At 39.9% G+C, this 22,999-nt stretch carries 15 protein-coding genes and 1 pseudogene; 12 read left to right on the top strand and 4 right to left on the bottom strand.

Annotation, left to right across the window (positions count from 1 at the left end):
- Nucleotide 1 precedes the first annotated feature (1 nt).
- The 3 genes from glgB to I2B62_RS20160 form a co-directional block, all read right to left on the bottom strand.
- The gene (glgB, locus tag I2B62_RS20170) at nt 2-2,029 is read right to left on the bottom strand and encodes a 1,4-alpha-glucan branching protein GlgB (RefSeq protein ID WP_195270827.1); all 2,028 of its coding nucleotides are present in this window, start codon (nt 2,027-2,029) and stop codon (nt 2-4) included.
- Between the two features lie 165 nt (nt 2,030-2,194).
- Nucleotides 2,195-3,013 (bottom strand): YihY/virulence factor BrkB family protein, encoded by an 819-nt coding sequence (locus I2B62_RS20165; RefSeq protein ID WP_195270826.1) that lies wholly within the window; start codon nt 3,011-3,013, stop codon nt 2,195-2,197.
- A gap of 3 nt (nt 3,014-3,016) precedes the next feature.
- Entirely contained in the window at nt 3,017-3,841 is an 825-nt protein-coding gene (locus I2B62_RS20160) for a YihY/virulence factor BrkB family protein (RefSeq protein WP_195270825.1), read from the bottom strand.
- Between the two features lie 291 nt (nt 3,842-4,132).
- Between I2B62_RS20160 and I2B62_RS20155 the strand changes: the two genes are divergently transcribed.
- Together I2B62_RS20155 and I2B62_RS20150 are read left to right on the top strand one after the other, a co-directional pair.
- Nucleotides 4,133-5,500, top strand: a complete 1,368-nt coding sequence (locus I2B62_RS20155) for a 2-isopropylmalate synthase (protein WP_195270824.1) — start codon at nt 4,133-4,135, stop codon at nt 5,498-5,500.
- 51 nt (nt 5,501-5,551) lie between these two features.
- Nucleotides 5,552-7,474 carry an aconitate hydratase gene (locus I2B62_RS20150; protein WP_195270823.1) on the top strand — a complete coding sequence of 641 codons (1,923 nt, stop codon included), beginning with the start codon at nt 5,552-5,554 and terminating at the stop codon, nt 7,472-7,474.
- A gap of 53 nt (nt 7,475-7,527) precedes the next feature.
- Here I2B62_RS20150 and I2B62_RS20145 read toward each other — a convergent pair whose 3' ends face one another.
- Entirely contained in the window at nt 7,528-8,769 is a 1,242-nt protein-coding gene (locus I2B62_RS20145; RefSeq protein ID WP_195270822.1) for an LCP family protein, read from the bottom strand.
- 226 nt (nt 8,770-8,995) lie between these two features.
- Between I2B62_RS20145 and rfbD the strand changes: the two genes are divergently transcribed.
- From rfbD to I2B62_RS20095, 10 genes and pseudogenes are all read left to right on the top strand, one after another.
- Nucleotides 8,996-9,859: a dTDP-4-dehydrorhamnose reductase gene (gene rfbD, locus I2B62_RS20140; RefSeq protein WP_195270821.1), complete on the top strand. Its 864-nt coding sequence runs from the start codon at nt 8,996-8,998 to the stop codon at nt 9,857-9,859.
- 24 nt (nt 9,860-9,883) lie between these two features.
- The gene (gene rfbA, locus I2B62_RS20135) at nt 9,884-10,765 is read left to right on the top strand and encodes a glucose-1-phosphate thymidylyltransferase RfbA (RefSeq protein ID WP_195270820.1); all 882 of its coding nucleotides are present in this window, start codon (nt 9,884-9,886) and stop codon (nt 10,763-10,765) included.
- Nucleotides 10,765-11,325: a dTDP-4-dehydrorhamnose 3,5-epimerase gene (gene rfbC / locus I2B62_RS20130; protein WP_195270819.1), complete on the top strand. Its 561-nt coding sequence runs from the start codon at nt 10,765-10,767 to the stop codon at nt 11,323-11,325. Before rfbA ends, rfbC begins: the two co-directional genes overlap by 1 nt.
- Before the next feature lie 14 nt (nt 11,326-11,339).
- Nucleotides 11,340-12,446 (top strand): dTDP-glucose 4,6-dehydratase, encoded by a 1,107-nt coding sequence (gene rfbB, locus I2B62_RS20125; RefSeq protein ID WP_195270818.1) that lies wholly within the window; start codon nt 11,340-11,342, stop codon nt 12,444-12,446.
- A gap of 88 nt (nt 12,447-12,534) precedes the next feature.
- Nucleotides 12,535-13,341 (top strand): ABC transporter permease, encoded by an 807-nt coding sequence (locus tag I2B62_RS20120; RefSeq protein ID WP_195270817.1) that lies wholly within the window; start codon nt 12,535-12,537, stop codon nt 13,339-13,341.
- Nucleotides 13,342-13,357: 16 nt separating this feature from the next.
- Nucleotides 13,358-14,647 (top strand): ABC transporter ATP-binding protein, encoded by a 1,290-nt coding sequence (locus tag I2B62_RS20115; RefSeq protein ID WP_195270816.1) that lies wholly within the window; start codon nt 13,358-13,360, stop codon nt 14,645-14,647.
- A gap of 20 nt (nt 14,648-14,667) precedes the next feature.
- On the top strand, nt 14,668-16,887 hold the full coding sequence (locus tag I2B62_RS20110) for a class I SAM-dependent methyltransferase (protein WP_195270815.1): 2,220 nt from the start codon (nt 14,668-14,670) through the stop codon (nt 16,885-16,887).
- A 9-nt stretch (nt 16,888-16,896) separates the two neighbouring features.
- A complete protein-coding gene (locus tag I2B62_RS20105) occupies nt 16,897-18,993 on the top strand; it encodes a glycosyltransferase (RefSeq protein ID WP_195270814.1) in 2,097 nt (698 codons plus the stop codon).
- 10 nt (nt 18,994-19,003) lie between these two features.
- On the top strand, nt 19,004-21,142 hold the full coding sequence (locus I2B62_RS20100; RefSeq protein ID WP_195270813.1) for a glycosyltransferase family 2 protein: 2,139 nt from the start codon (nt 19,004-19,006) through the stop codon (nt 21,140-21,142).
- Nucleotides 21,143-21,299: 157 nt separating this feature from the next.
- Nucleotides 21,300-22,999 (top strand): annotated as a pseudogene (locus tag I2B62_RS20095) (GBS Bsp-like repeat-containing protein); the annotation flags it as partial.

Genomic DNA, 22,999 nt, shown 5'->3' with positions numbered 1-22,999 from the left:
GCTACTTTTTCGTTTTAGCGGCGGTCTTGGAGGCAGTCGCCTTTGCGGGCTGCGCCTTGGCAGATTTTTTTACCGCTGCGGCCTTTGCTTTTTTATCCGTCGCGGCGGTCGCCTCAGCCCCTTTAGATGAAGCCGCCGGTTTTGTCTTTTTAACAGCAGTTTTCTTTTTGGCCTTTGACGCGACCCCCTTCAGCACAATTGCTGCAGAGGGGGGGACGTTAAGAGACACGCTGTATGGCTGGTTATGGCAGGGAGTATCCTGCGCTTTTGCGGTCTTTTTGACCGTGAAGCCAGAGCCGCCGTATTTGGGATCATCGCTGTTAAAGACCAGGCGATAGGTTTTTTCAGCCGGTACGCCAATCTGGAAATTGGTGTAGGTCAGCGGGCAGAAGTTGATCAGAATAATCAGGTCATCCTCAGGATGCTTGCCCATCCGTCTGAAAACAAGGATGCTTTGGCCGTTGTTGTCAGCGTCGATCCACTCAAAACCGTCCCAGCCGTGATCCTTTTCCCAGAGCGCGTTCTCACGGGCGTAGAATTTATTCAGATCCTGAATAAAATCCCTGGTCTCGCGGTGCTTGTCGTAATCCAGCATGAACCATTCAAGGGATTCGTAGTAACGCCATTCGGTAAACGGCGCAAACTCATTTCCCATAAAGGTAAGCTTTTTACCGGAATGAAAATACATATACGCGTATAAAAGCCGAAGCTGGTCAAATTTCATTTCATAGGGACCAAACATCTTATCGACAATGGACTTTTTGCCGTGGACAACCTCATCGTGTGACAGCGGCAGAATGAAGTTTTCGCTGAAGGCATAAGCCATCGAGAAGGTCAGCTTTGAATGGAACTGATTTCTGCAGTATGGGTCGGTTTCCATATAAGAGAGGGTATCGTGCATCCATCCCATATCCCACTTCAGGTTAAAGCCAAGGCCGCCGTCGTCCACAGGCCAGCTGACCTTGGGATAAGCGGTGGATTCCTCAGCCGCCATAATGGCAAAGGGGAAATGCTTAAAGATGGCTGTGTTCAGCTTTCTCAGAAAATCAACGGCTTCCAGACTGTCATTTCCGCCGAATTTATTTTTGCGGTACTCATCATCATAGCCGTAGTTTAAATAAATCATGCTGGCCACGCCGTCGATGCGCAGTCCGTCGATATGGTACTGGTCAAACCAGAAATAAGCGTTTGAGATTAAAAAGGTCAGCACCTCGGGCTTGGCGAAATCAAACTCCATGGTGCCCCACTGAGGATGCTCGGTGGCTTCATAAAGGTTGGTGCCGTCCAGCTTATAGAGGCCGTGGGCGTCTTTGCAGAAATGCCCGGGCACCCAGTCCAGAATAACACTGATCCCTGCCTGATGGCAGGCATCGATGAAATGCATTAAGCCCTGAGGCTCGCCATAGCGGCTGGTGGCAGCAAAGTAGCCGGTCAGCTGGTAGCCCCATGACCCGTCAAAGGGATGCTCCATAATGGGCATCAGCTCCACATGGGTATAGTGCATGTCCTTGAGGTAGGGGACCAGCGTGTCAGCCAGCTCATAATAGCTTAAAACCGTTCCGTCCTCATGCGTTCTCCAGCTGCCGAGATGGACCTCATAAATATTGACAGGCTTTGGCTTTGAGGCGGCTTTTTTACGCTGCTCGAGCCATTTTTTATCCTTCCAGGTGTAGCCGTCCAGCTCCCAGAGGATAGAGGCTGTTTTGGGCTTGACCTCAGAGTAAACACCATAAGGATCTGATTTATAGACCGTTTCTCCATGACATTGCGTAATGCAGTATTTATAGAGCTCCCCCTTATTCAGACCGGGAATTGTGCACTCCCATACACCACCGGAGTCTTCTTGTAAAAGCATCGGGTGGGCCTCAGGATTCCAGTCGTTAAAATTGCCAACCACTGAGACGGCCTGAGCATGTGGTGCCCAAAGTCGGAAAACCACACCCTTATCTGTAAAATGAGCGCCAAAAAATTCATAGCTTTTCAGATAAGTTCCCTCGTGAAAAAGGTGGTACGCGATTTTTGGTTTCATAGTCAATCAGTCCTTTCTTAATTACAGGTTATATTATAGGTTATATGTGTAGACTTTAATTGAATATAGTTTAACATAAAAAAGTATAAAAATGTTTTTATATTGATTAATTTAAGTAAAATCTTTTTAATATATTGTACCATGAAATCTAAATTTGTAAACGTTTCATCGAGAAAAAAATACATTTATTTTTCCGCCCAGATTTAAAATGACACAAATGAAATATATTCCGACTAAAAGTGCAAATAATCCACCGAAACTCCCGTACAGCAGGGTATATTTGGAGGAGTGGTTCATAAACATCAAGAAAATACGAAAGGCGATGTTAATACCAAGAGTTGAAAAGACAGCGCCTGGAAGTCCCTGTACAAATCTCAGATGGCGGTCCGGCGCTAAAATATAAACGCAGGTAAACAGAAATACGCTTGTCACCAGGGAAAAAACAAAGGTAAAGAGATTCATTAAAATAATATTAAACCGGTCAATACCTAAGCGTACGAGGATGTACTCGCTGATGGCTTCGCTGAAAACATAGGCGGAGATGATCAATATGATGGAAATAGCGAAGAGAATTGTAAAGAGAAAGGATAAAAGCCAGATTTTTAAATGGCTTCTGCTCTCATGATTGCCATAATTTTGATTCATTCCGGTCATGATCGCCCGGGCGGCCAGTGTCGCAAAGAAAAAAGTGAATAAAACCAGGATGTAGTTGTTGTCCGCCAGATTTCTGGTCAGCGTATCAATTAAGGTACGGACATAATCATAGGAGAGCTGTGGAAGATACTCCTTTAAGACGTCAAAGAGATAGTCCTTAAACTGTACAATGAAGCGGCCGACAAAATTGATTAAAAAGATGATCAGTGGAAAGAAGGCCATGATGATATAAAAGGACATCTGGGCGCAAATACCCCAGAAATCGGTCCTGTCCATGTCCTCTACCATAAAAATAATGAATTCTGTGAGTTTTGAGGTTTTGTTTTTCATGGTTTACCTTCCAATCTTTTTCAGCAAAAACAAGTTAACGACACAGCCAAAGGTCAGCACAATACAAAAAATATATACGACAATAATTAACGAAAAGGGACCTTCGATGGAGCTGAACAGGCTCTCCAGCTGCAGATGGTTTTTTATGAAAGCCTCGTATATCCCGATGATTGAGAGCCAGCCCAGGCTTACAAAGACGCCGCCCGGCAAGGCGAAAAAGAAAGACATCCGGACAGACGGCGCGTACATATAAACCGCAGTGACAAGCAAGGCGATGATCGCGCTGATATAAATCAGGGTAAAGCCCTGCCAGAATTTGATAAAGATATCTGAAAGCCGCAGGTACTCAAAGAAGGAGGTTGATATTTTCTGCGTAAAGATATACAGATAAAAAACCACCAAAATCAGAATGACAAGGATAATCAAATAGAGAATAGCCAGGCCCCAGACCAGAAAATAGTTGCGCTTTTCGGGTATCAGCATCACCTTGTTGATGGTGAGGATCAGGGAACGGACAGCGCACACAGAGGCGTAGAGGATAAAAAACCCAAAGACAATGTTGGCCCAGTGGGAGGTCTGAGGTCCGGCGGCGTTGGCGGCGGCGGTGGTGAAGAGTTCATCCAAAAAGCCGGGAAACAAGACCTTTAGGCTCTCAAGAACCTGGTCGTTGAGGCCCTGTGCAAACCAGCTGAAAAAATTATAGAGCACCATAATAAAAGGAATAAAAGCCAATAAAACCCGATAGGAAAGCTGCGCGGCAAGGTTAAGGATGCTGTAGTTTTTTTTATGGTTTTTTATAAAAAAGTAGAATTCATATAAAAGCTTCATTGGAGGTATTTCCTTCATCTTTGATTTAGAATAATTATACCACGAAAAAGAAAACTATAACAACGAGATTATCAAACAAAAAATAACCGAAAAATGAAGTATACAATTTTAAACCATCTAAAATACTGTATACATCATTTTGGAAATCAAAAAATAATTGATAAAACAGCGATTTCAGGGTTTTCAGTCAAGCTTTAATATGGTAAAATTTGAAAGAATTAAAAATGAAATTGCATAATAGAGTATTTTTTGATATACTAAGGACAAATTTTGAAGGGATGTGACACTGCAATGCTGAAAAAAACAGAAGAGAGGCAGAGTGCTCCGGTGGTGGACGTGCTGGAGCCTCAATTGTATCAAGAGGTGTTTCCCTATGATGAGATCCCCAAAATACGATTTAACAATGCATTTATTCCTTATCACCTGCCCGAAACCATCTGGATCACCGATACCACCTTCAGGGATGGGCAGCAGTCCATGGCTTCTTTTAGCGTGGACCAGATTGTCGGGCTGTTTAAGCTGTTACATGAGCTGGATAACGGCGAAGGGCTCATCCGCCAGTCTGAGTTTTTTCTTTACAGCGAAAAAGACAGAAAGGCGGTCCGGAAATGCCAGGAGCTGGGGTATGCGTTTCCAGAGATCACCTCATGGATTCGCGCAGACGAAAGAGATTTTAAGCTGGTTAAGGAAATGGACATTTCCGAAACCGGCATGTTAATGTCCTGCTCGGACTACCATATTTTCAAAAAGCTTAACATGACCCGGAATGAAGCGATGCAGCATTATCTAACCTTGGCAATGAAAGCGATGGAAGCGGGCATAAAGCCAAGATGCCATCTGGAGGATATTACACGGGCTGATTTTTACGGCTTTGTGGCCCCTCTTGTGAAAAATTTAAAGCGTTTAAGCCAGGAAACAGGAATATCCGTTAAGATAAGAGCCTGCGATACCTTAGGCGTGGGGGTGCCCTACAATGGCACCGAGCTGCCCCGAAGTGTCCCAGGCATTGTTTCAGAGCTGAGAAACCACTGCGGACTTGAACCGGAAGAAATCGAGTGGCACGGGCATAACGATTATCATCACGTGGTAACCACATCGACCGCCTCATGGCTGTACGGCGGGGCAGCGGTCAATACCGCGTTGCTGGGAATTGGCGAGCGGACAGGGAATTGTCCCCTTGAGGCCATGCTTTTTGAATATGCCCAATTGAAGGGCAGTCTTGGAAGGATTAACCTGCCAGTTTTAAATGAGATTGTTCATTTCTTTAAGAAAGAATTAAACTATTCCATAGATCCCAAACGCCCCTTTGTCGGTTCCGAGTTTAACATGACAAAGGCCGGGATTCATGCAGACGGCCTTTTAAAGGATGCGTCGATTTATAATTCCTTTGACACCAGCAGGCTGCTGAACCGGCCGGTAGTGATTAAGATCAATCAAAGCTCTGGCAGCGCGGGGATAGCAGCGTGGATCAACACCTGGTACCATCTGGATGAGACAGGGAAGGTGGACAAACATGACCCGCGGATCGCCATGATAAAGCGCTGGATTGACAGTGTATACGAGGCGGGCAGAACAGAGGCCATCAGCAGTGCAGAGATGGAGCATCAGGTAAAAAAAGCTTTTACTACAGGTATTCATCAGTTTAGTCTGGTAAAATAATACATAAATGATGTATAATAATACAAGAATTAATTTTGAAGGAGATAAAGAATGGGATTAACTTTAACTGAGAAGATTATTAAAGAGCATCTGGTAGTCGGCGAAATGGTCAAAGGGACAGAAATCGGTATTCGTATCGACCAGACCCTGACACAGGATTCCACCGGAACCATGGCTTATATGCAGCTGGAGGCCATGGAGGTACCAAGAGTTAAAACAAAACGCTCATTAGCTTATATTGACCATAATATGCTTCAGGAAGGGCCTGAAAATATGGATGATCACATCTATATTCAAACCGTTGCCAAAAAGCACGGTGTCTATTTTTCAAAGCCGGGCAACGGCATTTGCCACCAGGTAGAAATTGAACGCTTTGGCGTTCCGGGACAGACGCTGCTGGGCTCCGACAGCCATACCCCAACAGGCGGCGGGATCGGCATGCTGGCCATTGGTGCCGGCGGCCTGGATGTAGCGGTGGCCATGGCAGGCGGTGAATACTATATCACCATGCCGGAAGTGGTAAAGGTTGAGCTGACAGGAAAGCTGCGCAAGGGCGTTTCCTCTAAGGATATTATCCTCGAAGTGCTCAGGCAATGTACCGTAAAGGGCGGTATCAACAAAGTCTTTGAATACACTGGAGACGGCGTGAAAACATTGACGGTGCCGGAGCGTGCGACCGTGACCAACATGGGCGCAGAGCTTGGCGCGACCACCTCTGTTTTCCCTTCCGATGACATGACAAAAGCCTTCCTTGAAGCCCAGGGAAGAGGTGGAGACTTCACTGCGCTGTCCGCAGATTCCGACGCGGTTTACGACCAGGTCGTAAAGGTCGACTTAAATACGTTAGAGCCTCTGACAGCCTGCCCGCACAGCCCGGATAAGGTCGTAAAGGTTTCTGAAATTGAAGGTCTCAAGGTCAATCAGGTAGCCATCGGGAGCTGCACGAATTCCTCGTGGCTTGATTTAATGAAAGTAGCGGCTATTTTAAAGGGACAGACCGTTGCGGAAAATGTGCAGCTGGTCATTGCGCCAGGCTCCAAGCAGGTTTTGACCATGCTGGCTGAAAACGGCGCGCTGGCCGATCTTTTAAATGCCGGCGCCAGAATTCTGGAATGTGGCTGCGGACCGTGCATTGGCATGGGGCAGGCGCCGTGTACTGACGGCGTGTCGCTCAGAACCTTCAACCGTAATTTTAAAGGAAGATCCGGAACAGTCAGCGCAGATGTGTATCTTTTGAGCCCGGAAACCGCTGCGATTTCAGCGGTTAAGGGTGTGTTGACGAATCCGCTCGGCAAGGTTGAGCTGCCGGATATCGAAATGCCAAAGGATTTTCTGATCAATGATAACGCGGTGGTTGCGCCGGCGCCTGAGGGAGAAGCGGTGGAAGTCATTAAAGGACCAAATATCAAGCCTTTCCCATTGGCAAAACCCCTTGCGGATACCGTGGAAGGGAAAGCTCTGATCATCGTGGAGGATAATATCACAACAGACCACATTATGCCCTCCAATGCCAAGCTGTTACCGTACCGCTCAAATATCCCATACCTGGCGGATTATTGCCTGGCGCCTTGTGATCCGGAATTCCCGCAGCGCGCAAAGGATAATGATGGAGGCTTCATTATCGGCGGACAGAATTATGGGCAAGGCTCAAGCCGTGAGCATGCCGCTTTAGCGCCCGTTTATCTTGGGATTAAAGGGGTTATCGCGAAATCCTTTGCCCGTATTCACAAAAATAATCTGATCAATAACGGTATCCTACCCATGGTGTTTGAGAATGAAGCAGATTATGACAAGATTTCTCTGGGGGATGATCTGATGATTGATAACGCCAGAGGACAGGTGAATACCGGAAAAATTGTTTTGAAGAATAAAACGAAAAACGAAGAATACCCGCTTTTAATCGAAGTATCTGAACGCCAGAAGGAAATGCTGCAGGCTGGCGGCCTGATCAATTTGATGCGGAGCAAGAATTAAATAGCCGTAATAAAAAATCCCTTTGGTCTTTTGACCAAAGGGATTTTTGTCGTTTATTCCGTGTAATCAGTGCTTTCATTACCGCTATCAGGGGAAGCCGGCTCATCTGAGGAGGAGTTGTCGGATGGCGGGGTATCGTCAGAACTATCCGAGCTGTCATCAGAATTATCGTATGAGTTATTGTATGAATCGCCATAACCGCTGTCGGTTGATGGCGTCGGTTCGGTTGATTCGGTTTCGTTGGATGAATTGGTTGTGTAATCCTGATAAGGAGCATTCGGGTCGATGGTAATCCCTGTCGAGCCGCCAGTTCTGTCTGCGATGTTGTTGCTGATCTTCATAAGCTGATCTGTAGGAGTATAGGTATCAATATCATATAAGAACTTATGAAGCACAACAGCATTGTCCGCTAATGTGTTAGGCACGAGATACCAGACTTCATCAATCATATCGCCAAAGGAAAGCTCATCGGTAGGAACCCTGAAATCTAAAAATGTTTTGTTTTCCAGCGCCATAAAAGCCTTGGCATAAGTTGTCATTTCCTGTAAGGATAAGGATGTAGTTACATAGGGGTAAACCTTGCTTAAGAGGTTAAGTCCAGTAAAAATATCAACATTGAATGCCTTTTGGACAATCTGTTCAACGACCTCGCGCTGGCGCTGCGTGCGCATATAGTCACTGTCACTATAGCGGTTCCGGCAGAAAGCGAGGGCTTGAACGCCAGTGACGGTTTGTACACCGGTATGCTCCAAAAATGGATCAGACTTTTTAACTTTGTCGTTCACATCCATGATATACTGATTGGTCCAATAAAGAATAGAATCATCAGCAATGTTTACATCAACACCCCCCAAGGCGTCGACGGTATCGACGAGACAGTCAAAATTAACAGTGACATAATCGGTGATGTTTAAGTCGAAATTTTCATTTAAGGTTTTAACCGCGAGGGCGGCGCCGCCGTAATCATAGGCAGAATTGATCTTCTCATAGCTTACATCATTCTTTTTGCTTTCTGGTATTTTAACCATCAAATCACGCATGACGGAGGTTACTTTAATGTTACCGGTTTTAAAATTAAGTGTGGCGATCATGATGGTGTCTGAGCGGTCTCCGTCAACATCGTCACGGCCGTCAAGACCAAAAACAGCAATGTTAACAACATCCTCATCTAATAAATCATTGATGTTAAGATCGCTTTCATCCAGCTGCTCACCGGCAATTCCATGCAAAATGCTGAACCCATATACGGCGCCGCTGCCAACCACAATGATCAGGCAGACCAAGATGATGCACAATACTTTCTTTTTTAATGTCATATAAAATCCTCTCAAAATTTTAATAATACATATTGTGTGTAAATCAGAACATAAAGGCAATTTAAGCTTATTAATTATAACATAATTTTGATACAAATTGGATACATTTTTAAGAAAATTAAGAAAAAAAATAGACAAACACAGGCTTGTGCAGTATAATAATATAGATTTAGTCCGCATAAAAGAATAAAAAAAGGTGAAATATATGAAAGTACTTGTAACAGGAAGCAACGGCCAGCTGGGCCGGGAACTGAGTATTCAACTTAAAGACAAGAATATTAGTTTTGTTGGTTATGATATCCCCGAATTTGACATTACAGACAAAGCTGCAATCAGCAAGATTATCACAGACGAAGAACCAGATGTTATCATTAACTGTGGTGCCATGACAAATGTGGATGGCTGTGAAACAAACAGAGAAGCTGCCTTTAAAATAAACGCAGATGGACCCCAAAACCTTGCGGAGATCGCGGCAGAAAAAGATATCGTTTTGGTACAGGTTTCAACAGATTATGTCTTTGACGGTGAAGGAATTGCCCAAAATGGACAGCTTCGTCCCTATGTAGAAACAGACCCCATTGACCCTAAAACAGTATACGGCGACAGTAAGGCTGCGGGTGAAAAATATGTGGAAGAGGCAATGGACAAATATTTTATTGTCCGTACAGCCTGGCTCTATGGTGATGGTAATAACTTTGTGAAAACCATGCTGAGACTGGCGGAAAATCATCCTCAGATTACCGTGGTCAGCGATCAGATAGGGTCACCCACCAGCACCGTTGATCTTGCCCGGGCAATCCTTGAGTTGATCCAGACCGATGCCTACGGGATTTATCACGGAACCTGTGAGGGCCAGTGCAGCTGGTATGATTTCGCGGTTGCCATTTTTGAGAAAAGCGGCGTAAAGGTTGATGTTAAGCCAGTAAGTTCAGAAGAATATGCCAGTCCAACACCCAGGCCGCATTATTCTGTGTTAAGAAATAAGGGTCTGGAGGATTTGAAAATCAATGTTTTCAGACCGTGGGAAGAAGCTTTGACTGAATACTTGAAATGGTTAAAAGAAAATTGATCGAATAGAGTTAAGGAGAGAGATATGAAAGGAATTATTTTAGCCGGAGGATCTGGAACACGTTTATACCCCATCACCCGGGCAGTGTCCAAGCAATTACTGCCAATTTATGATAAGCCGATGATTTACTATCCGCTGTCAACGTTGATGCTGGCAGGGATTAAAGATATTTTGATTATTTCCACCCCCCATGATCTGCCAATGTTTGAACGCTTATTTGGAACAGGTGAGGAGCTGGGATTAAACTTCTCATATAAAGTTCAGGAAGCGCCAAACGGTCTGGCAGAAGCCTTTATTATCGGCGAAGAGTTTATTGGAGATGACAAGGTTGCTCTGGTTTTGGGCGATAATATTTTTTACGGACAGGGCTTCACAAAGTCGCTTGCAGCCGCCGCAGAGCTTGAAAAGGGCGCTGTGATCTTTGGCTATCCGGTAACAGACCCAGAGCGCTATGGCGTCGTTGAGTTTGCGGAGGATGGCAGCGTCATATCCATTGAGGAAAAGCCAGCAGAACCAAAATCCAATTTTGCAGTGCCAGGCCTTTATTTCTATGATAACGACGTAGTGGAGATTGCCAAGAATATTAAACCCTCGCCGAGAGGAGAGCTTGAAATTACGACCGTTAATGAGACCTATCTAAAACGCGGCGACTTAAAGGTTGAGCTTTTCAGCCGGGGAATGGCATGGCTGGATACCGGAACGCATGACAGTCTGATTGAGGCGTCTAATTTTGTGGAGACCATTCAGAAAAGACAGGGCCTTTTTGTTTCCTGTGTGGAAGAGATTGCCTACACCAAAGGGTTTATCAATCAGGAACAGCTTCTGAAACTGGCAGATCCCCTTAAAAAAACAGCCTATGGACAGTACTTAATCAACCGGGCAAACGAGAAAAGAGGCGTGAACTAATGGCAGCCATAACAGTAACAAAAACTCAGATTGAAGGACTGGTAATTGTTCAGCCCTCCGTTTTTGGAGATGAACGCGGTTACTTCATGGAAAGCTACAATAAGGAAGAATTTGAAAAGCAGGGCCTCGACATGACCTTTATTCAGGACAATGAATCAAAGTCTAAAAAGGGTGTGCTGAGAGGGCTCCATTTTCAAAGAAAATATTCCCAGGGAAAACTGGTGCGCTGTACCCAGGGCGCCGTATGGGATGTGGGGGTTGACCTGAGAAAAGGATCGCCAACCTACGGTGAGTGGGCCGGCGTTGAACTGAGCGCAGAAAATAAAACCATGTTTTACATTCCAGAAGGCTTTGCCCATGGCTTTGTCGTCTTATCAGACGAAGCGACCTTCAATTATAAATGCACAAATTTATACGCGCCAGAATACGATGGCGGAATACGATGGAATGACCCGGATATTGGTGTTGAATGGCCTGTTGAGGGGTTAGAACTGCTGTTATCCGAAAAAGATCAGAAACAGCCATTTTTAAAAGATATCAAAGATACGTTAGAATTTTAAGAGGAGTTTAAAGATTGAAAACAGTATTAGTGACCGGCGGCGCCGGATTTATTGGCTCGAACTTTGTAAAATACATGCTGGATCAGCATAAGGATTATAAGATTGTCAATCTGGATTTGTTAACCTACGCGGGAAATCTGGAAAACTTGACCGACATTGAGGATAATCCGAATTATGAATTTGTAAAAGGGGATATTGCGGATCGTTCCTTTATAAATGATCTGTTTGAAAAATATCATTTTGATTTAGTGGTTAACTTTGCCGCAGAATCGCATGTGGACCGAAGTATTGAAAATCCGGAAATCTTTGTGCAGACCAACGTAATGGGAACCCAGGTTCTGCTGGATGCCGCGAAGAATCTCTGGCAGACAGGAAAAGATGAAAATGGCTATCCAACTTATCGAGAAGGCGTAAAATACCTTCAGGTTTCTACCGATGAAGTTTACGGCGCCCTCGGAAAAACAGGAATGTTTACCGAGACAACACCGATTCAGCCAAACAGCCCTTATTCTTCTTCTAAAGCCGGCGCAGACCTCTTGGTACGGGCGTATGGAAATACTTTTAAATTTCCAATGAATATTACCCGTTGCTCTAATAACTATGGTCCATACCAGTTTCCGGAAAAGCTGATTCCACTTATGATTTCTAATGTGGTTGAGCTTAAAAATCTGCCGATTTACGGCGATGGTATGCAGATCAGAGACTGGTTACATGTAAAAGACCACTGTAGCGGCATTGATACCGTACTGCATAAAGGCCGTCTGGGTGAAGTGTATAATATCGGCGGCAACAATGAAAAGGCAAATATCCAGATTATTGACCTGATCATTGCCAATGTCAAAGAAAAATTAAGCAATGACCAGTATAATGGTATTGACACAGATGCTTCCAAGATTTCAGATGATCTGAAAATCCATGTGGAGGATCGTTTAGGCCATGACCGCCGTTATGCCATTGATAACACAAAGATCACAACCGAACTCGGCTGGTCGCCATCCTATACCTTTGAACAGGGTATTGTTGAGACCATTGACTGGTATCTAAACAATCAGGATTGGTTAAAACAGGTGAAGTCCGGCGGATACCAGGAATACTATGAGAAGATGTATTCTAAGAAATAAAAATAAAAAATGAGAATAAGACTGCCGCTGACTGTTGCTAATAGCATATACAGCGGCAGATTTGTTTTATAAGAGGAGCAGTTGATTTATGTTTAAAGATTTTTTTGCTTTTTTTCGGGATATTTACCGGAATAAGAGGCTTTTATTAAGGTTCTCTCTGAACGATTTTAAAGCAAAGTATGCGGGATCCTTTTTAGGTGTTTTTTGGGCTTTTATCAATCCAATGGTGACAATTGTTGTTTATTGGTTTGTCTTTGAAAAAGGTTTAAAAGCTGGAATGACTGATGGGAGTATTCCTTTTATTTTATATTTGACTACAGGGATTATCACTTGGTTTTTCTTTTCAGACACATTGATGTCAGCAACAAATTGTTTCAGAGAATATAGTTATTTAGTTAAAAAAGTAGTATTTAATATTAAAATATTACCAACAGCAAAACTGATGTCAAATCTATATACACACTTCTTTTTTATTGGAATAGCTTTTATTCTCACGACTATTTATGGTTTCTATCCAACAGTATATAGTTTACAAATTATTTATTATCTTTTTTGTTTAGTCATGTTTTTGACAGGTTTAACTTGGATTACGGCATCGATTCAACCGTTTTTTTCGGATATTACACAGTTAATAAATGTTGTAATGCAGGTTCTAATGTGGGGAACGCCAATTTTGTGGGATATTAAGCAGTTCCCACCGCAGTTTACAATGTTCTTTAAGTTGAATCCTTTGTTTTATATTGTACAGGGTTACCGAGATTCTTTTTTTGGAAAGGCTTGGATTTGGGATCATTGGCAAATGACCATATATTTTTGGTGCTTCACATTAGTGATGATGATTATTGGCTCTGTAGTGTATAATCGGCTGAGACCGCATTTTTCGGATGTTTTATGATAGATTGGAGAATAATATGTCAGAATCAGCAATAAAAATTGATCATTTAACAAAGGTATATCATTTGTATAAAAATCCTAAAGATCGTTTAAGAGAAGCCTTTGCAATCAATAAAAATAAAAAATATCATGATGATTTTTATGCGCTTAAGGATATTTCTTTGGAAGTTAAAGAAGGAGAGTGTTACGGAATCATTGGAAAAAATGGATCTGGGAAATCTACTCTTTTGAAAATAATCACAGGGGTTCTCTCACCATCCGAGGGAAAACTCGAAATTAACGGACGAATTTCTGCATTACTCGAATTAGGTGCTGGATTCAATCAGGAGTACACTGGTATTGAGAACATTTATTTAAATGGCGATATTATGGGTTATTCAAAAGAAGAGATAGAAGAAAGAATACCGGAGATTTTAGAGTTTGCGGATATTGGAGACCATATATATCAGCCTGTAAAAACTTACTCGAGCGGGATGTTTGTAAGGCTGGCTTTTGCTCTGGCTATTAATGTTGATCCTGAGATTTTGATTGTAGATGAGGCCCTCAGTGTCGGTGACGCTTTTTTTCAATTGAAATGCTATAAAAAATTTACTGAATTTAAAAAACGGGGCAAAACGATTGTGTTTGTAACACATGATTTGAGCAGTGTTATTAAGTATTGTGATCGCGTTATGGTAATTAACGAAGGGGAAACGATAGAAGAAGGCGGTGCCCGGGAAATGGTTGACCTTTACAAGCAGATATTGGTTGATCAGGAAACATCAAAAAATAGAACAATTGAAAACCAAGAAAATGGTGAACAGCAGGAGGCGAACAGACTCCCTTTAGTCAGTAATATTCGTTTAAATGAAGATATTTTGGAATATGGAACAAAACAGGCTGAGATCGTTGAACTAAATGTTTACGATGAAAACCAAAAACCATGTCAGCAGGTAGAAAAGTTCCAAGAAATAGATATACGTTTTAAAGTTAAATTTAATGAAGAAATTCACGATCCTATTGTTGCGCTGACTTTCAAAAATATTAAAGGAACCGAGATTACGGGCACAAATAACATGTACGAAGGATTAGATGGATTTGTTGCAGAGCCTGGTGATATTTATGAGGCCTCTTTTAAACAAAAGATTCCTTTCCAAAGTGGAGCTTATTTTGTATCATTGGGATGTACGGGACTGGATGTCAAGGGGAATTTTACCGTTTTTCATCGATATTATGATGTAGTTGAATTAAATGTTGTCTCAATGAAAGATACAGTGGGATTTTTTGATACGGATACACATGTCAAACTAGAAAAAATAAATGGATAATTGAGGAAGAGGAAAAGAAAATGGCTATTTTAAATCTAGATTATTGTAATAATGAGGGTGGATACAGTGATGGTGAAATTGAATCTGAGTTGTTGCAAATAGTCAAAGAAAGTGATGATTATAACGAGATTTTAAAAAAAGATGATCGCTGGCCTGTTTTTTACCATTTAAGTCCATTACGGGAAAATGTATTTAATTGGTATCCGTTTAAAAAAGAGGCTTCTTTGTTAGAAATAGGGAGTGGCTGCGGCGCGTTAACGGGACTTTTTTGTTCAAAAGTAAAAGAAGTAAAGTCTATAGAACTGACCAAAATTCGAGGAAAAATTAATTATGAACGAAATAAAAAACATACAAATTTAGAGTTGATTATCGGTAATTTCAACAGAATTCCCTTGGAAGAAAAATTTGATTATATTATTTTAAATGGGGTGTTGGAATATGCTGGCAGTTTCACAGAAACAGAAGATCCATATACTGATTTTCTAAAAAAAGTAAAAACTTTTTTAAAACCAAATGGTATCTTGCTAATTGCAATCGAGAATAGATTTGGCATCAAATATTTTAATGGAGCAGTTGAAGATCATACGTCACGGCTGTTTAGCGGTATTAATAATTATACAGGAATAAATTCTGTCAAGACTTTTACCAAAGGCGAATTGAGTGAACTTTTAAATGATGCTGGATTTAATGATTTCAAGTATTATTATCCAGTTCCAGATTATAAATTTCCCGAAGTGCTTTATACAGATAAATCTTTAGATCTAATGAATTTTAATATACGAAATAACGTTTATAATGCCAATCGTCTATTGTTTTACAATGAAGAAGAAGTCCAAAATACCTTAACAAAAGAAGGAATTGTTGAGCATTTTTTTAATTCATTTATTGTTGAAGTTTTTAATGGCGAAAAAGATACTGATAATGATAATATTATTTATGCAAAATTTAATAATGACAGAAAAGACAGATTTAAAATATCTACAAAGATAATTGAAAATGATAAAAATTTAAAAGTAGAAAAAAGCGCAATGAATTATAAGGCTCAAAGACATCTTGATTGGATGATGCGTTATTATAACAATCAAAAAGAGATTGGAGGATTTATTAATACACCGCTACAAGAGAAAGATGATACTGTGTTTATGCCATTTATTAATGGTGAGACGCTTGAAAAAATATTATTATCTTTTCTTAAGAAAAAAGAAAAAAAATCCTTTGAAAGGGCTATTTTTGATTTTGCGCATGAATTGCTACTAGAAGCTGAACCCAAAAAGGACTATTTTACGGAAGAATTTGCAAAAGTTTTTGGTGAAACCTCCTACGATCGAATGCTAAACTGCAAAAAAAATGTAAATATTGATTTGATCTTTCCTAATATTTTGATAGAAAAGGGAAAAGGATACATCATTGATTATGAATGGGTCTTTGATTTTTGGATTCCTCAAGAGTTCGTCATATGGCGAAGTATTTATTACTTATACTTGGGAAACGAACTTATAAAGAAATATTATCCGTTAGAAGAGTTATTGTCATTAGTTGATATTGATCAGGAAATGCACGAGATTTTTCAAAAATGGGATTTATTTTTTGGAAATACATACGTGCGTGAAGATGTCTCGCAAAGATATGAAAAACTGAAAATTCCAGTTCAAAGAGAATTGAATAAATTACTGAAAAGTATAGATCTAACTTCTTCATTATATATTAATACGGGAAATGGATTTAATGAAAATGAGAGGTTAGATTGTGAAATGATGTTGAATAATCATTGTTTTGATGTCGACTTTGATCTTTCATCATTTGCTGAAAAAAGAATACGTGAGCTTCGTTGGGATCCTTTGGAAAGTGCCTGTAAAATAAATAACTTAAAAATAAGCGAAGCAAATGGAAAAAACGATTTGGAGCTAATTCCATTAAATAATACATATTTTGACAAAGAGGGAGAATACTTTTTAACAAACGATCCTTTTTATGGTCTGTATGGAGATTATGAAGAAATATCAAATATCCGAATTAGCGGAAAAATAGAGGTGTTTGATGAAAATGGAATGTTCGAGGTAGCAGGGCTTTTAAAAAAAGAGATAGATCATCAAAAAGAAAGATTAGAAGACTTAGTTCAACAGTTGGAAACACAAAAGGAAGCAACCAAACGGTATACATTAATGTATGAAGAAATTTCAAACAGTCATATATGGAAAGCCACGACCCCTATAAGAAAAATTATTGATAAAATCAAATGAGGAAATATTGTGAAAAATAAATTTTTAAATAGCTTATATTTTAATGCAGAAAGATACCATGCTAAGTATAATAAAAAGGAAAATCTTTTTTGCTATAATATAGATAATATGGACTATAAAGAAAATGTTGTTATAGTCAAAGGCTGGGGTTTTTCCAGAGAGACAAAAAAGCCGCTTGAATTTGAATTGCCCAGAACAGAAGGGAAAGCCATTTGTTTTCTTCGTAAAGAAAGAGAAGATGTTAATGATGCCTACAATATTCCTAAAAACGAAAAACTGGGATTTGAGATTAAAATTGCTGCTAAGAAAAAAAGAAATAGTTTGAATTTAGTATTAAAAAATAATGAAGGAGTAGCACTGAATATTAAAATTGAGAAATCAAAAATTGGCAAGTTTGATAATTTGAAATTTATGAAGAACTCACTTCTTTTGTTTAAAAATGAAGGTGCCAGAGAAGCAATTAAAAGAATTAAGCGCCAAGGAAAAACCATTTGGAATGAATATGATTTGTGGATATATAAAAATGAAGTTTACAATCTTGAACAGATAAACGGTGAGATGGAGTGTTTTAAGATACAGCCTAAAATTTCCATTGTTGTCCCTGTTTATAATGTAGCGGAAGAATGGCTTCGGAAAAATATTGAGTCTGTTCAGAAACAATTCTATCATAACTGGGAATTATGCCTTGCGGACGATTGCTCACCATCACCACATATAAAACAAGTATTGTTGGAGTATGCTGAAAAAGATAAACGCATAAAAGTTGTCTTCCGAAAGGAAAATGGGCATATTTCTGAAGCGACGAATTCAGCTATTGAATTGGCAACAGGCGATTATATTGGTTTTATGGACAATGATGATGAGCTGGCGCCAGCAGCATTGTATGAATATGTTAAACTTATTAACGAGAATACAAATGCAGAATTTATTTATTGTGATGAAGATATGATCGACATGTCGGGAAGAAGATTTAATCCGTTTTTTAAATCTTCATGGAATTCTGAACTTTTGCTGGGACATAATTATATTACACATTTTGTGGTTGTGAAAAGAGATTTGCTGGAAAAAGCCGGAAAACTTCGGAGCGAAGTTAATGGCAGTCAGGATTATGATTTTGTCTTAAGAGCCACAGAATTGACAGAAAACATCTATCATATACCTAAAATACTTTATCATTGGCGCACGATTGAAGGCTCTGTTGCTGAAAACCCCGAAGCTAAAAATTATGCTTATGTATCAGGGCAAAAAGCCTTAAAAGACGCTTTAGAGCGGAGAGAAATAGAGGGTGATGTCGCAATAGGAGATAGTTATGGAACTTACAAAATCAACTATCATTTTCCTAAAAAGCCTTTCGTATCTGTTATTATGGTAAATCGGCCTGGAAATGAAGGTTTAAGTACGAAGTGCTTACAATCTATTTTAGAACTTACAGAATATGGAGCTTATGAAATCATTGCGGTTAATTTTGATGATAGTACCATTTCGGATATTAACGGACGCATCCATTTTATATTTAACAATGCAAACAGGACGTTTGATCAGCTTCGAAACTATGCGGCTAAAAAATCGGTTGGAGAATATCTTGTTTTCCTTGACAGTACGGTAAAACCAGAAAACAAACAATGGCTTAGTGAACTGGTGAATGAAACAATTGACTACGATACTGGATTAGTGGGTGGAAAAATTCTTGATAGTAAAAAACAGGTTCTTAATGCGGGAATGTGGTTTGAGTTTGATACAAAAAAAGTACATTATACGCATCGAGGATGTCAGGCTGATAATATAGGCTATTATTATCGGCTTGTTCTTCCGCAGAATGTTTTTGCAGTTAGTGACGAATGTATGCTGATTAAAAAAAATATTTTTGAACAAATAGATGGTTTTTCTGAAAATTTGGAGTTCCCGCTTACGGCGATTGATTTATGCTTAAAGGTTGATGGAATAGGAAAAAAAATTGTGTGGACACCTTACGCTGAAGTTATGCAAATGAAAAAAAGAGTTGAAAAATTGTCTGAAGAGGATTTTGATCATTTTGTTAAGAAATGGTCTGAGGACATATGCAACGATCCTTATACAAATCCTTATTTAATTAACAATAGAATATAAGGAAACAAGTATGAAAAGAGATATAAATATATTTATTGACAGCATCATGAAAGATGATGATAAAAAAACGATTGCCCTTCAGGGATGGGGAATCAATGAAAAAGACAGAACCCCACTAAAACCCAATGTCAAAAAAAATGATAATATTGTTTCTGTAGTAATCAAGGAAAAGTACCGTGGCGATATCAATGGTTTATACAACCTTTCGGTCGAAACAAATTGTGGTTTTCTAATCATCATTCAGGTCAAAAGATTCGAAGGCATGGTCAGAGTTCAATTCAACAGCCATGATGAGCACAGACGTATAAGTCTTAATTTAAAGAGACCTTATAAGCTGACAAATGAGTTTGGCAGTCCGTTAAGCGGTCTATATTTGAAGTTCAAAAGAGGCGCCAATTATTTCCGTAGAAATGGTTTTATCAATACTTTGAGAAAGGCCAAAATTGAACTTGGCAAGTCAACAGCTTCTCAGTATGAGGATTGGATTAAGAAAAATGAGAATGACGAACCAGAAGTTATTTTAAAAGAGATTGAAAACTTTAAATACCAGCCTAAAATATCCATTGTTATGCCGGTATATAATGTAGAAAAAATTTGGCTGGAAAAGTGCATTAATTCAGTAAAAGAGCAGTATTACCAGAATTGGGAGCTTTGTATTGCAGATGATTGTTCGACTAAACCCCATGTGAAACCAATGCTGGAAGACTACTGCAAAAATGATGATCGAATAAAGGTTGTTTTTCGGACAGAGAATGGGCATATTTGCGAAGCGACAAATTCAGCGCTCTCTATAGTGACTGGTGAGTTTATCGGGCTTCTTGACAATGATGATGAGTTGGCGCCTTTTGCTTTATATGAAATTGTAAAATTACTAAATAAAAATTCTGAGTTAGATTTAGTTTACAGTGATGAAGATAAAATTGACAAATTTGGAAAACGCTCAGAAGCAGTATTTAAAAGCGACTGGTCACCAGATATGCTCATGGGGACAAATTATATTTGTCATTTTGGGGTATATCGAAAAACGATTGTGGATGAAATTGGTGGATTTAGAAAGGGGTATGAAGGAGCTCAAGATTATGATCTGGTTCTACGTTTTACAGAAAAAACAGATAAAATCGGTCATGTTCCGCGGGTTTTATATCACTGGAGAATGTTAGAAACCTCTACTGCCGTCAATCAGGATTCAAAAAATTATGCCTTTGAAGCTGGAAAAAAAGCATTAGAGGATGCGCTTAGAAGAAGGAATATTGAAGGAACAGTAGAGCACGGACAAGGGCTTGGTCTTTACGATGTTAGATATAAAATAATAAAAGCTGAACTCGTTTCAATTATTATACCTACAAGAGATGGTTACGACGATTTAAAAAAATGTGTTGATTCGATTGTTGAATTGACAACGTATCCCAACTATGAAATTATTATAGCAGATAATGGAAGTACAGATGAAAGAGTGCTGAGCTTGTTTGAGGACTATAAGGAAAATTTGAAAAATTGTTTTCAAGTGGTGCGTATTGACATACCATTCAATTTTTCAAAAATAAATAATATAGCAGCAAAAGAATCGAAGGGGAAATATCTATTATTTTTAAATAACGACACTAAAGTTTTGACAAAGGACTGGATTGATAAAATGGTTTCATTTGCTCAGTTTGATCGTATAGGAGCCGTTGGCGCTAAGCTTTGTTATGCGGATAATACCATTCAACATGCCGGTGTAATATTAGGAATGGGCGGAGCCGCAGGACATGGACATCTGGATTTTCCAAGAGATGATTTTGGATACTTTGGACGTTTAGCGATCAACTGCAATTATTCTGCGGTTACAGCGGCTTGTATGATGGTTAAGAAATCAGATTTCGAGGCGGTGCAGGGTTTTAATGAAGAATTGAGCATCGCATTTAACGATGTGGATTTCTGTTTAAGGCTGATGGAACACGGCAAGAATAATGTCTGGCTCCATAACGTTATCTTATACCATTATGAATCTAAATCAAGAGGGATGGAAAATACTGTTGAAAAACAGCAGCGGTTTAACGAAGAAGCAGATTATATGTATAGACAGTGGAAAAAATATATTTTAAATGATCCCTACTATAATCCGAATTTGGTTAGAAATAATGGAAATTATTCTTTAAATATGAACTAACGAACAGAGACATCTTAAAAATTTAAAAAAATTTTGAGATGTCTTTTTTATATTAAGTATAATTGACGAATAAAAGGTAATATAATATAATTCAATCATGGGAAGCTAGGCTCTAAATAAGCAAGTTTTCTAAATTTTGAAGAAAGGAGGAAATTATTTGCAAAGAGAAAAAGAAAAAAAGAACCATATTGTGGTTACCATGTCGATATTGTTGCTGTTTTTGTTTAGTTTCATAATTTCTGGTTTTCCAGTATATGCACGTTCACCGGTGATTGTTATCCAACCTGGACACAGTGTAGGTTATGACCCAGGCGCGACGAATTCCAGTACAGGCATAGAAGAAGCAAATGTCAATGCGGCTGTTGCAGGTAAAGTTGCTACTAAACTTAAACAACTGGGATATACTGTTTACTTAACTCATCCTGTTGCAGATTGTTCTGTACAGTCTCTGATGACGAATGCAGAAGCTAATTCTTTATCAAATGTTGCAAATGCTATTAATAAAATAAAGCCAGATCTTGCAATTAGCGTCCATCATAACTCAGGTGGTTCGACTGCAAGTGGTTATGAGTTTTATTGGAGCAGCTATCGTGATTTTGATCAAGAAGGTGTTTATGAGGTTTCTGGTCTTTGGGCTGGAGATACGGCCTTCAGAGATAGCACCCCTTGCTGGGCAGCACAGGAATCAAAAGTTTTTGCTTCTGTTCTGGAAAGAAATTTTAATGGAATTGGAATTGACCACCGAAAGACAGTGGAAAGAGACGACTATGTTCAAGCACATGTAACTTGCCCTTCTGTTTTAATTGAAGGCGGTTTTATTTCCAATCCATCCGAATCATTGTTGCTGGCATCGGATGCTTTTCGGGAAAAGATGAGCGGAAGGATTGTTAACAGTGTCAGCGAATATTTTGGCGGCGCCACCAAGGACGAAAAAGCCCCTACAGCTGATAGCGTTACAACGCCTGAATCGCCAACGACTAATGCTGTGTTTACAGTTACAGCGAATGGCGTAAAAGATGATCTTTCCGGTGTTAGTGATGTAAGAGTTGCGATTTGGTCTTTTGAGAATGGTCAAGACGATTTGCAATGGTACCCAGCCCAAAATGATGGGCAAGGTAATTGGAGCGCTAAAATCGATATTAAAGATCATAATAATGAAGTAGGTTACTATGCTGCTCATTTTTATGCGACCGATAATATTGGGAATGATGGTTTTTTAGGCGGAGTAAATGTGCTTGTAACAGTAGACAATAGTAATCCGACGGGACTCTCGAGTAAACTTTTAAATGCAAATCAATTCAAAGTACATTTTAAAGATTTTAAAGACTATACCGATGTTTTATTTCCGGTATGGAGTATAAATAATGGACAGGAGGATCTGATTTGGTATAGTGGTATACGACAGACGGATGGTGGATATGCTGTTATCGTTAATAATAAAGACCATGGATATGATACAGGGCATTACGCGGTTCATGCCTATGGAAAAGACAACAATGGGAAGGAAACATTGCTGGGAACCACCAGTATAAATGTTCCGGGGATGACAGCAGGGAGCGTAGTGGCCAGTGCGGTAGAAAACGAACAGTTTACAGTTACCGTAAAAGACATCAGTGCACCGTCAGGGATCAGCGAGATAATGGTACCGGTATGGAGTGCGAGTAACGGGCAAGATGACCTGATCTGGTATAAGGCCCAAAGACAAAGTGATGGAAGTTATAAAGCAACCATTAAGCTGAAAGACCATGGATATGATACAGGGCATTACGCGGTTCATGCCTATGGAAAAGACAACAATGGGAAGGAAACATTGCTGGGAACCACCAGTATAAATGTTCCGGGGATGACAGCAGGGAG

The organism is Eubacterium sp. 1001713B170207_170306_E7 (assembly GCF_015547515.1).
Classification (GTDB): Bacteria; Bacillota; Clostridia; order Eubacteriales; family Eubacteriaceae; genus Eubacterium.
The sequence above is the reverse complement of the archived record's forward strand: the minus strand, read 5'-3'. Positions and strand labels throughout refer to the sequence as shown.